This window comes from Methanosarcina sp. 2.H.A.1B.4, from assembly GCF_000979385.1.
In the GTDB taxonomy this organism is placed as follows: Archaea; Halobacteriota; Methanosarcinia; order Methanosarcinales; family Methanosarcinaceae; genus Methanosarcina.
On sequence record NZ_JJOV01000093.1, the window covers coordinates 35,487 to 46,744 of the forward strand.

Here is an 11,258-nt window from a genome sequence, read left to right on the forward strand (position 1 = left end):
TTAGTCTCCAGGGAATCACAATTTCAGAATAATTCCTCTTTTTCCTCTCTTTTCTTATTCCTTCTCGTTTCTGAGGATCGTTGTAAGTTCTTCAGGTTCTTTGGTATACAACCAGATTCTCAGGTTTGAGTTTGTGGTTACTTTAATGGCTCGTTGATAAGGTGCCATGAGTTCGCTATTGTAAAGCATTACAAGTAACATTGCTAGTACTGCGAGATGGCTTAGAAATAGACTTAGTTCAATGTAATCTGGAAATGGCATTTTCAGATCGTACAAAGTTGTCATTATCTCTTTTTTAAAGTAAAGTGGTATCCAGATAACGTAAAGTAAACGCATCAGCCAGCAAATAAAAGGATTTCCTGTCCTTGTTACTGAGATTTGTTTAATGTCCTCTTTTTTGATCACGGTTAACTTATGCATAGGTTTTTTGATAATGATTTTTCCGGGAATTACTGAAGCAGTATTTGGACGGTTAAGAAATAACATGAGAGGCATAAGGAACATAATAAGGCCTGAAAATATGACTAAGTAAGAGCCTTCAGGAATACATGTCCAGAAAAACAATGATATTATTATTGTGAAAAGAGTGATTATTAATGCCCATAATACCCACCTCCCATCAAAGAGGCTAACCCGCACCTTAGGAATTCTACTTCCGTGCAGATTCACGGGAGAGGGTACTGTCTGGCTCCCATTTTCCAATTTAAAGCCAGAAAAGCAGTCTTCCCGCCTTCCTTTCCCGAAGGAGTTTTTCATCGGGCACCAGCCCATCATTTTTCGGATAGATTCGATAAAAGCCATTTCATACGCCTTCACAAATGCCTTTCAATAAAAGATTTAAGTTCTTTAGCTGAGGCTTCATCCGTGACTAAGGAATAGTAAGGAGTCCATTCATACCATTTTTTGTGTCTTGTTTTAATATACAGCTGCGTATTCATATCCAATAACCGGGTTTTTTGTTTCTTCTCCATAAACAGTAGGAGGGGAAACAGGGAGATCAATAGCAGAAGTGGCTTCCATTCTCCTTCTGCAACAGCGATGTAAACAAAGAATCCACAAAGGGCAATTCCTCCAATTACTAGAAGCAGGGACATTTTCTTTGAACGTTTTTCAAGCCTGTATGAAGACACACTTTCAATCTCTTCATAAGGAATTTCAAATTTCTTCAATCTGAAGGTATGCAGGTGTACCCCGAATTTGTCTACCAGAACTGCTGCCTCGAGAGTTTTGAGATATAGAAAGTAGTAACAGGTGTTAAGCAGGAAGATACCTGCCAGGAAGAGTGTAATGTCGTCCGGATATCTCAGAAGCAGGCTGATGCTTATATAAAAAAGTACAAAAACCAGATTTGAATTTGCAGGAAAAATTACATTTGATGTCCGGAACTCCGGGATATTTCCTGTTTTTCCGGAAATTGGGGTCACATTTGCAAAATCGAAGGGTTGTTTTGTTTGCTGTGCCATTTTCTTACAAGCCGGGCACCAGCCCATTAGCTTTTTGACTTGGTCGAAAACAACAGGTCTGGAAGCCATTTATCTTTCCTCCCTGATGATATACGAGCTTTTCCACTTTCCAAAGCTTTTGTTGAGATAGATCGTTTTGTGGTTTTTCCGCTCCCAGTAGAGTATCTGGAGATAGCAAAACCACAGGGATACAAGCCCGCCTGCAAAGAAGGACAGGGTCCCTTTCATGAGAAAATCCCTTTGCGGACCTCCCGCAAAAATCCAGCAAAAAAGTGCGGCATAAAAAATTAGAGTTATTATCCGGAACAGTCTCCTATACAGGTTTTTCTTGCCGGAATAATCGAGAAATGGTTTTTGTGCGAGGGTGTCGTACCTGTGCATCTGTTTCTTCCAGCCAGAAACGAAAAAAGTTACGGAAATGAAAAAACCGGCAAAGAATACCGCTATATTTACACCCAACTGGGCCATTACAAGGAGATATGCAAGTGTAAGAAAAGAATCAACCAGGAGGATCCTGCTGCTAAGTTTCCGGGTCCAACCGGGATTTTCCGGGTCTCCGGAATCTCTGCCTCCGGCCCGCGTATTCGCACTAAAATATTCCGGAAGGACGGAATTTCGGGTATCAGGGGCTTTTGCATAGGGGCACCAGCCTGTAAGCCTTTTGATGAATTCTTCTGTCCCGATCATTCCGATTCCCTCTTTCCCTCAGCATATTTCCCGGGAATATATTGTCCTGAACCCGCCTTCACTTTTCGTACAAATTCTCCTCTGCTTCCCCCAGCTTCAGCATCTACCGCGTAAAAAGATGCTTTCTCTACAACCAATGTCTTCTTCTTTTTCCGTTCCCAGTAAACCACTTCAAAGTACTGGGTCCAGACAATTAAAATGAAACCTGAGGCAAATGCATAGATCTCTCTAATGGTGCTGCCAGTCTTTACAGCGAAATAACTGATGATGAAGATAACAATGAATATGAGTCCAATTATAATCAGATAGTTAACTAAGATCTGCTTCCTGGTTACCTGCAACCTTCTGAATCCTCTGGCAGCAGCTTTGTTGAGTCTGCGCCATTCAATTACCCCTGTAAATAGACTGAACACCAAACCTGAGATTATACCCATCATAAATACGTCCAATCTGTTTTTCCCATCTGAAATAAAAAAGCCAATAGCCAGCAGCGTGAGAATTAGTGAGTTCAATAGAATCCTGTTGCGATATTTGTTCCACCGTCCTGGAGTGGTGCGGGTTGATTCTCCAGCACTACCGGACACACTTACCATCAGGTCATCGAATTGCACTGCTTTTCTGGCTTCCATAGCACCCACATTCGGGCACCATCCCATCAGTTTCCTTACATTCTTTAATAATACATTCATTGTCTATTCTTTCCCCCATTTCCCCCGCTTTACGTCAGGCCTGCTCCACCAATTCTTTTAATTTTCCAAATAATTCGTCAGCTATTTTTGTGGGGTCTTCCGAACTCTGGAGTTTGAGTTGCATTTCTTCTGCAAAGTCCCAGAGGAGTTCGATACATTCCCTGTACCTTTCGCAAGACCCGCATTCCCCTTCATGTTCGTACCAGACCTGCATTCCATGTTTTACTGAGACAAAGACTATTGCGCTGGTCTTGAAAGGAACTGATCTCCCGAAGAGAATCCCTTTCTTTGAGTCCAGCTTTTCTACTTCTATTCTGTTTGCTCTGGCCATCTCAAGCAGGGATTCTTCAATGCGTTTATCCATACTGAGGAGGGCTCTTGATATCGCTTGTCTTGAGACCCCGAAACGCTTTGCTATATTGATATTCGGGAGCCCGTTTCGGCGCAGGACCCAGAATTCAAACTGTTTTTCACCTGCCGGAAGGAACATAAGTAAACATCTGGATGTTGACTATTTATAGTTTTCTATCTTCTTAAATTTTTGGAGTTCCGGTTCTGAATATTTTTACCAGATTGTGGGAATCCCAAAGTTTTCTCAAGAATAGTTTGATGATCTGGCCGGAAAATCTATATGGAATAAGGTCAAAATTTGTTTTCAAGCAGGAATATTTTTTGAATAGTATAATAATTAAATTAGGTTTCACGCTAATCTAAGTTAGAAGCTGAAGATGGAATGAGGGTTTGATATGCAGAAGGAGGATTATTCAGAACAAAGTTTAGAAGTTTTGTTTCTTTCGGAAAATTCCCGGAAACTAATGAAGGCTCTCTCCAATGCAAATTCAATAAAAATCCTGAAGCTTCTGGAAACCAGGGGTCTGTCAGCAGGTGAACTTGCAGAAAAGCTCGGTTTGGGCTTAAGCACTCTCAAATATAATCTCGACTCCCTTATCGCTGTAGGTATGATACGGGTTTCAGAGGTAAAATGGAGCCAGAGGGGCAGAAAAATAAAGATCTATGAGCCTGTTGAAAAAATTATAGTCCTTGTCCCCGGCAGCAGGGATGCCAGCAGGGGTTCAGTCCTTGAGCTGCTCCTTCGGTGTAAGGAGGAAGATTTCTGCTTTGGCAGGGACTGATCGCTCTTTAAATCCCTATGGGGTGTGAGGGTTGGCCGGGAAGGGTAGACATGAAACTAAATAAAAGAGTTTCTTTGATCAGTTCAGTTTTTTTCTTTTTGATTCTTTGCTCAGGGTGTCTTGATGTTAAAAACTCGGAAACTCAAGCAGAAGAATTGGATTTTACGCTTGTACCCGATAGAACCCGGGTTACTGAAGGAGAACCCTTCAATATTGAGCTTACCCTGACAAACGCAGGAAATACAAATGTAAACGTGTGGAAATTGATGGAACAGATCAGTTATGATATTACTTTTGTGAGTTCGAACGGCTCTTATGTACCTTATGAATGCGGGGTGATTCAAAGGGAGTTGCTAATGGATGATGCCCTTGTGGAACTTCAGCCGGGAGAGTCCCTGAAGATAAACCAGGATTCAAACTGCTGGACTCTTCCCCCGGGAGAATATACTCTTTTTGCAGAGTATTACACTTCTGGAGGGGAAGATATCACAAAACCCTACTGGATAGGGCAGATCAGCTCGAATAACGTCAGTATTTTCGTGAAAGCCGAAAACAAATCCTCTCTTTCAAAATCTGATGCTTCTACAGGGAGCAGACCGCTTGAAGAATCCAGCGCTTCAGATGTGCCTATGACAATTTCAGTTAGCTCTGAGGCCGTCATTGAGATTCAGTAATTGAAATTCAGTAATTGAGATGCAGTCACAGCAATCAGGTGAAATCATTATGAGAAGTTTTAGAAGAAAACTAATGCTCGGAATTTCCCTTCTGGTATTGATATTCATGTTACTGTTTGTGGTCGTCCCCTATCTCATTGCCGGGCCACCGACTCCACTTTTTACTGTCAGGAACCATGACAACGAAGGGCATGAACTCAGGGTAGAAATCTATGACTCGGAAAATAATTCCGTGCTTGATGAAACATATGAACTTGCAGCAGGAGAGGAAGTTTATCATCCCAAACCCTTCAGGTTCCGGGTTCCGGGGTTTGAAATCGTGGATTATACTTTCAAATTCACTCTTGACAACATGTCTACGGAAACATACAGTACGAATGTTCAGCCCTGGAACACTGTTGAAGTGGAACTCTATGCTGATTATGCAGAAGGCCAGCCAATTTCTATAGGAGAGATATCTGTTTGAATTAAGGGAGCTAATAGGAAAATAAACATGGTATTCTTCAAATAACAGGCACAAACAATAAAAATATTTTAAGTACTTTCATGCCAAATAAACTGTTGTTAGATTTGGAGGGATGATATTGGACAAAAAAGAACTTGCTCATTTTATCGCCGCTTCTGCAGCTCTGGCTGTACTTATCCTGTGTATCCTTATTTACTCCTATTTTAAAGCCCAGCTCCTCTGGGGAATTATAGCTGCGGGAATAATTGTTCTAATATCGGTTTTTCTTCTCTTTATTTTCGTTTTTACGGATCCTCTGGCCTTTTCCTGGAAAAGTGAGGGCAGGGAATCCGGGGTGTGTGGAGTTGAATCAGAGGCTTTTAGCGACTCAAAAGTTTATGAAAAGCCATCTATCTTCTTTGGGATACCCTTCGGGTTTGTGCTCGGAGGAGTTTTTAGCAGGTATTGGAGTCTGTTTTCCATGGAATATGACGGAGTATCGGCAGTTGTTCTGTATCACGGGGTCTGCCTGGCTTCGAAAGGTGAAAGGCTTATAATTACCGGGAAATGGCGCCCTGGAAAAAAAAATCGGGGTAAAAGGGAATGTTATTGTTGCTGACAGGATCGAAAACCTCAGTTCTGGATTGATTTTCAGCAAAGAATGAGTTCTATTTGTTTTTGCCCCGGTTCCCTTTCCGGTTCATCAGATCCTGGTTTTAGCTTGAATTTTTCTTTCAGGAGTCCGTGTCACATCTTTGAAAGGAATGAGGTTTTATTGGAAGGTCTTGCTCGCAGGCTCAATACAAAAAGAAGGTGTCGAAAAAAGTAAAAAAAGCTTTGGACTCGGGCCTGCCAGATATTTATTACAGAGCCCGAACCGGTTTATTCAAAACTATTGATTTCAGGCTTGTTGATTAAAGCCCGAGCACGTCGTCCATATTATAAATTCCGGGGGTTTGCCCGCAGACCCATTCGGCTGCACGGACTGCACCTTTGGCAAAGATCTGGCGGGAATGAGCCATATGCCGGATCTCAATCCTTTCGGAGTTTCCTACGAAAAGTACGGTATGGTCTCCGGTGATGTCTCCTCCACGCACGGCGTGGATTCCGATTTCCTTGCCGCGGGGGGCTATACCTTCCCTTCCGTATACGTACTCTTTGCCACCCAGAGCCTCACTGATCACATCAGCTGCGCGAAGAGCGGTCCCGCTTGGAGCGTCTTTTTTCTGGTTGTGGTGAGCTTCGATAATCTCTATATCGTAGTCTTCAAGATACTTTGCAGCTTCTCTAAGGAGCTTGAAAAAGACGTTAACTCCTACGGAATAATTCGGAGATATGACTGCACGTACCTTGTTTTTCCGGATAGCTTCATCAATTACTGTCCGTTGTTCCGGAGTCAGGCCCGTAGTTCCTATTATAAGGTTTACTCCGCATCCTGCGGCAACAGGCGCATTTACAATGGTTGCACCGGCTATAGTAAAGTCGATAAGGACATCAGCCTGAGTCTTTTTCAGGACTGTTTCGAGGTCTTTAACATCTGAAATCTGGATTCCCAGGTTGCCCACATGAGCAAATTCCCCTGCATCCTTTCCGATGTTGCCCACATCAAAAGCAGCAACTAGCTGCATGTTGGTGGAGCAGGTAATGTTTTCTATAATTAAGGAGCCCATCCTGCCGCAGGCTCCGAGTACTGCTACATTAATCATTCCATTACCCCCAGTTTTCTGAGCTCATTTGCAAGCTTTAACTGGTTGTCGTCGCTTATGGGAGCGAGTGGAAGCCTCAGGTGCCCGCTTGCGAGCCCGATAAGTTCTGCAGCTTTCTTAGCCGGAATCGGGTTTGTTTCAAGGAAAAGGGCACGTATTAGAGGGGCTATCTCGAAATGGATCTTTCTTGCAGTCTCGTAGTCTCCCCTGAGGGCTGCATTTACCATTCCCGACATTTTGTCAGGCACAATATTTGCAACAACTGAAATGACTCCGCTGCCTCCCATGGAAATAATCGGAAGAGTCAGCCCGTCCTCGCCTGAGAGCACCACGAAATCGTCATCTATAGTCTGCTCAAGGATCTGGGAAACTTTGCCGACGTTCCCGCTGGCTTCTTTGATTCCCACGATGTTTTCTACCTTTGCAAGTTTGGTGATAACATCCACAGGCATGTCCTGCCCTGTCCGGGAGGGGACATTGTAGAGGATCATAGGGATATCTACTGCCTCTGCAATTTTCTTGAAGTGAGCAAGCAGGCCTGCAGGATTAGGCTTATTGTAATAGGGAGAGATCAGAAGTACGCCATCAACACCCGCATCTGCGGCATGTTTTGTAAACTGGAGGGCTTCTCCCGTGTTGTTTGAACCTGTTCCTGCAATCACAGGAACCTTTGCGCACTCCACTGCAATGTTGATTACTTCTTCATGCTCCAAAGCGGAAAGGGTTGCCGATTCTCCGGTTGTGCCACAGGGCACGATTCCTGAAACCCCTCCCTCTTCTACAAACGCTATATTCCTTCGTAGACCTTCCCTGTCAATCCTGTCGTCTTTCGTAAAAGGAGTGATCAGGGCAGGCATTGCTCCTTCAAACATATACGATATCCCTGCCTGTTCCCTGGAAATAAGTTCTTTATCTATTCAGTAAACTTATTCAGTAAACTTTCATGCGTGCAACTTTTCTTGTGACGTAGCCAGCAACCCTGTTTCTGATTATTTTGCTCTCAATGGTTGTATACTTTGTCACAAGGAGTTTGTTGGTCTCAAAGTCCTTTGTAAAAACGTCTCCGTAGTTTTCAAGCAGGCTAAATGCAGTTCTTTTGATGTTTGTCTGTCTTATATTTCCCATCGTATCTCCTCTTAGATTTTTGTTTTTTATTCCAGTTATTCAAGTTTTTGTGGTTTGTCTAACCATGTTTCCCTGTGAATTCTGGTTAACGTGAAGTCGGAGAAGGAAGCAGTTCCATAACATGGGTTTTCTTCTATCTCCGATTAATGATTTAGCGGAAACTGGATTCAAAAATTTAACTATACTGATTTTGTCGACTAATAGGTAACTTGAGATTTATAAGTTTTGGGGTGAAAAAGTATTTTCGGGAATGTCCCTACCTTTTCTGTAAATGTTTTTTCTTCTGCCATAGTTTCTGATGTAAATATACACTTAAGTCACTCGAAGGTTTGATAGGCGCGGAAAACACAGAAAGTCAGGGAAAACCCCTCTCCTGACGCTATAATCACGGAAGACGCGGAAAGCACTTAACGCTTGTGCCCGTACTTCCTTTATTACGTGTTTTCCGTGGTTCACTTTATATTTAAGAGTAAGTAGAGAAATTTTGGTACGTGACGATAAATACATCCACATCAGTTTGTAAAGTGTTAATTTCTACCGTGAGGACTATATTTCTACCTGTCCCTTCTCACCCTTCAGTTTTTGTTTATTCCTGTTTTTTAATCTCTTCTTTTTAACTTGTTGCTCTTTACATAATCAGTCTTTCCAAGAAAGCGATCAAGTGTTCCTGCACTCGTAAAAACCGGTTCTCTTACCCCTTTGCGGTTGACAATAAGCCCGAGTAAAACAATAAGCAGACCAAGATCCGGCTTTATCTCAATGCTGATTGCCCCTAAGAGGATCAGGGAAGAAGCTGCAAGCCCCCTGAGAGCACCTTTCCTGTAGGAAAAATACCCCGTTCTTTTAAAAATCCGAATATCTCTAATTGTCAGGAAGAGGGCTACAAAATAGGCAAGCATTGCAATTTCCAGATACATTCTTTTCTCCATTTTCTTTGTGGTTTCGCACTTTTTTATTCCTTACAGGTTGATTCTCAAGAGTTCAACCGTATATACATGGGTAAATCGCGCTGATGATTTTTCAGGGGACAGTGCAAGATTAGTATTTCAGTACGGTTTCTCGTATTGCAATACGTGGATAATTTTATATGTGAAAATATTTCCCGGTTATACGACAATATTGCTTTGTTATGTGAAAACATTACCTGGTTATGTGAAAATATTATCGTTGAGTAGTTACAGATGGTAATATTAAATACTACAGATGGTAATATTAAATACCGGATAATAATGCAAAATCAGGTACTCTATATAATATATAAAACCAGCAGGTTTAGTTCTTTCTGTCAATTCTCTTTGCGCCAAAAAAGCAGACGAAAAAGCAGTTTTTCGCGGAGGAAACAGGCAGGTAGCAAATATTTAGATCATTCCCGGGTCAAGGAGCCCGCTCAGGAGCAAAAGCCCGAGGAAGAGAGGCTGGTGGATAAAATATATGAACAGGGAATGTTTTCCGATCCAGGAAATGAGTTTCTGAAGCAAGAAATTCTCGGCTTCCGGGACTCTAAACCGCCTATTTCCACCTTTATAGAGAGAGTTTCCAAGGAAAATTCCTGTAAGAAGTACCCCAAACCAGGGGAACAGAGGGAAATAGTCCAGGGTTATGAAGCCTTCCGGCCTGAAGCCCAACCAGATAAGAGCAGAAAACCCGAAAGTCCTGTCTCTGAGGTAGAGCCCTATAATGCCAAAAAACAGGCCAAAGAACAGGTTTTCTTTTCCGTACTTCAGGAACGGGTAGGCAAGCACTGCTGAGACTCCGAAAAAGTGCAGGATCCCAAAGAGAATATACTGTCCCGGAAAAAAAATCCAGGTTATCCCTGTAATTATCATTCCCATTGCAAAAAGTCTCAACCCTCTTTTAAGGTATTTTGTAAAATTTTCCGCAGGCTTTCCTGAGGCTCCATTATCAAGACCTCTTGAATGGCTTATGGAAAGAGCGGCTCCGGATATCAGGATAAAAAGGAATGCTGCACCTCTACCTATATATAAAAAAGTGCCGGACCTTAACTCAATATCAGCAAGCCCGAAAAAATCGAGGTCATAGAGAAAATGATATCCGAGCATTAAAATAACGGCAAAACCCCGCAGGCAATCAATTTCCCAGAAGCGGTTTGAGTGCCTTCCCATAAACTTTTTCTCCGAAATGCCCTGAAATCCTGTTACTAAATAACTTTCGACTCCCTTTTAAGAGAACCACACTTATATACTCTACGGGACACAGGGAATAAAGAGGTCAACACTCTTTACTTTTTCATCCTGCCCACCAGTAAAACCCCAAATCCTGCTAAGATACCGGCAAGCAAATAGAAGTAATCGATGACCTGATTCTCATGCTCTTGAATTTCCTGTTCTTTTGCTGATTCTTTTGCTGATTCTTTTACTGATTCTTTTGAAGGGACCTCTCCAGCAGTTGCAGCTATAGTATTATCTTCATCCCACGAACTTTCAGTCAGGTAAATACTGCGTTTTTCTTCATTTTCTCTGTCTGTTAGTTCCGTATCTGTGGATTCCTTGCCTGCAAGTGCCATTTCGGAGTTTTTTCTCTCCTCAGGCTCTCCGGATGCCCGGATCTGAGAAGAAGCCGGAGGAGCCTGCAAGACAGGGACGTTTCCTTTTGCGTCAAAGATAATTTCCCTTTCCGAATTCCCCAATTTGATTTCAAGTTTTCCTGAAGGAACCGATCCGGTACTGTACCTGTAGCTAAACTTTCCGTCTTTTCCGGCGTTCAGTTTTTGAACTGTTGTGACCTTCAGGTTAACACCTGAAGCTCCATCTTCTGCTATACCGTCTACCCTGACTCTATACTCTCCCGGAGAAACCCCGGAATGGGACACGGTAGCTATCCCGCCATCTGCCCAGGCGCTCTCTGTCTTTGAGATAACCATTTTCATTTTAACTTTAAGGTTCTCCACCCCTTCTGCTCTTACAGTAAAGAGGTTATTAAAATTAAGGATTTCAATGTTTTCGAACTCGTAGGTGTATTCTCTCAGGTATACAGGCACTGTCTTTTCAAAGGAAACCGAAACCTCCACTTCTTCTTCAGGAGTGGCAAGTCCGCTGATTATAAGAGTATCCCCGATTTTCGGGTTCTCAGGGCTTACTTCCCAGCCTGTTACCTTTGCAGTTGCAGGAGAGGCTGTAGCCCCAAAAAACAGGATTAGTATAATGAGTACACAAAACAGGGGCTTCAGTCCTGCTCTGTTAGGTTTGAGCATGAGAGGCTTCATAGTTTTTCTTCCGTATTTATGGGAAGGAGCGTAAAACCCCGAAGTCTTCAGCTTCGTGGGATATAAGCGTCAACTTCCTCACGTTCTGCTGTTATTGATTCTGCAAACTTATT

The 11,258-nt window shown here is 42.6% G+C and carries 15 protein-coding genes; 4 read left to right on the top strand and 11 right to left on the bottom strand.

What is annotated here, in order from left to right; genetic code table 11:
- Nucleotides 1–54 precede the first annotated feature (54 nt).
- From EO92_RS16005 to EO92_RS16025, 5 genes are read right to left on the bottom strand one after another with little or no spacing between them, the layout of a single operon-like run.
- Nucleotides 55–801 (bottom strand): DUF1673 family protein, encoded by a 747-nt coding sequence (locus EO92_RS16005; protein ID WP_048173164.1) that lies wholly within the window; start codon nucleotides 799–801, stop codon nucleotides 55–57.
- An 11-nt stretch (nucleotides 802–812) separates the two neighbouring features.
- Nucleotides 813–1,532, bottom strand: a complete 720-nt coding sequence (locus tag EO92_RS16010; protein WP_048173167.1) for a DUF1673 family protein — start codon at nucleotides 1,530–1,532, stop codon at nucleotides 813–815.
- The gene (locus EO92_RS16015; RefSeq protein WP_048173169.1) at nucleotides 1,533–2,150 is read right to left on the bottom strand and encodes a DUF1673 domain-containing protein; all 618 of its coding nucleotides are present in this window, start codon (nucleotides 2,148–2,150) and stop codon (nucleotides 1,533–1,535) included.
- Nucleotides 2,147–2,839 (bottom strand): DUF1673 family protein, encoded by a 693-nt coding sequence (locus EO92_RS16020; protein ID WP_048173172.1) that lies wholly within the window; start codon nucleotides 2,837–2,839, stop codon nucleotides 2,147–2,149. The genes EO92_RS16015 and EO92_RS16020 overlap by 4 nt, the downstream gene beginning before the upstream one ends.
- A gap of 34 nt (nucleotides 2,840–2,873) precedes the next feature.
- Nucleotides 2,874–3,329, bottom strand: coding sequence for a hypothetical protein (locus tag EO92_RS16025; RefSeq protein ID WP_048173175.1), 456 nt, complete (start codon nucleotides 3,327–3,329; stop codon nucleotides 2,874–2,876).
- 325 nt (nucleotides 3,330–3,654) lie between these two features.
- Between EO92_RS16025 and EO92_RS16030 the strand changes: the two genes are divergently transcribed.
- The 4 genes from EO92_RS16030 (at nucleotide 3,655) to EO92_RS16850 (ending at nucleotide 5,710) form a co-directional block, all read left to right on the top strand.
- Nucleotides 3,655–3,972, top strand: coding sequence for a transcriptional regulator (locus tag EO92_RS16030; protein WP_235283377.1), 318 nt, complete (start codon nucleotides 3,655–3,657; stop codon nucleotides 3,970–3,972).
- Between the two features lie 50 nt (nucleotides 3,973–4,022).
- Nucleotides 4,023–4,646 carry a hypothetical protein gene (locus EO92_RS16035; RefSeq protein WP_048173180.1) on the top strand — a complete coding sequence of 208 codons (624 nt, stop codon included), beginning with the start codon at nucleotides 4,023–4,025 and terminating at the stop codon, nucleotides 4,644–4,646.
- 49 nt (nucleotides 4,647–4,695) lie between these two features.
- Complete coding sequence (locus EO92_RS16040) at nucleotides 4,696–5,112, top strand: hypothetical protein (RefSeq protein ID WP_048131261.1); 417 nt, start codon at nucleotides 4,696–4,698, stop codon at nucleotides 5,110–5,112.
- A gap of 118 nt (nucleotides 5,113–5,230) precedes the next feature.
- Nucleotides 5,231–5,710, top strand: a complete 480-nt coding sequence (locus EO92_RS16850; protein ID WP_052734386.1) for a hypothetical protein — start codon at nucleotides 5,231–5,233, stop codon at nucleotides 5,708–5,710.
- 295 nt (nucleotides 5,711–6,005) lie between these two features.
- On the opposite strand, the gene dapB is transcribed toward EO92_RS16850, so the two are convergent.
- From dapB to EO92_RS16075, 6 genes are all read right to left on the bottom strand, one after another.
- Nucleotides 6,006–6,797 (bottom strand): 4-hydroxy-tetrahydrodipicolinate reductase, encoded by a 792-nt coding sequence (gene dapB, locus EO92_RS16050; protein WP_048173183.1) that lies wholly within the window; start codon nucleotides 6,795–6,797, stop codon nucleotides 6,006–6,008.
- Nucleotides 6,794–7,669 (bottom strand): 4-hydroxy-tetrahydrodipicolinate synthase, encoded by an 876-nt coding sequence (gene dapA, locus EO92_RS16055; protein WP_048131259.1) that lies wholly within the window; start codon nucleotides 7,667–7,669, stop codon nucleotides 6,794–6,796. The genes dapB and dapA overlap by 4 nt, the downstream gene beginning before the upstream one ends.
- A 58-nt stretch (nucleotides 7,670–7,727) precedes the next feature.
- A complete protein-coding gene (locus EO92_RS16060) occupies nucleotides 7,728–7,922 on the bottom strand; it encodes a 30S ribosomal protein S17e (RefSeq protein ID WP_048131258.1) in 195 nt (64 codons plus the stop codon).
- A 599-nt stretch (nucleotides 7,923–8,521) separates the two neighbouring features.
- A complete protein-coding gene (locus EO92_RS16065; RefSeq protein WP_048131257.1) occupies nucleotides 8,522–8,839 on the bottom strand; it encodes a hypothetical protein in 318 nt (105 codons plus the stop codon).
- 441 nt (nucleotides 8,840–9,280) lie between these two features.
- Entirely contained in the window at nucleotides 9,281–10,045 is a 765-nt protein-coding gene (locus tag EO92_RS16070) for a heparan-alpha-glucosaminide N-acetyltransferase (protein ID WP_048173184.1), read from the bottom strand.
- Between the two features lie 116 nt (nucleotides 10,046–10,161).
- The gene (locus tag EO92_RS16075; RefSeq protein WP_048173187.1) at nucleotides 10,162–11,145 is read right to left on the bottom strand and encodes a hypothetical protein; all 984 of its coding nucleotides are present in this window, start codon (nucleotides 11,143–11,145) and stop codon (nucleotides 10,162–10,164) included.
- Nucleotides 11,146–11,258: the final 113 nt, after the last annotated feature.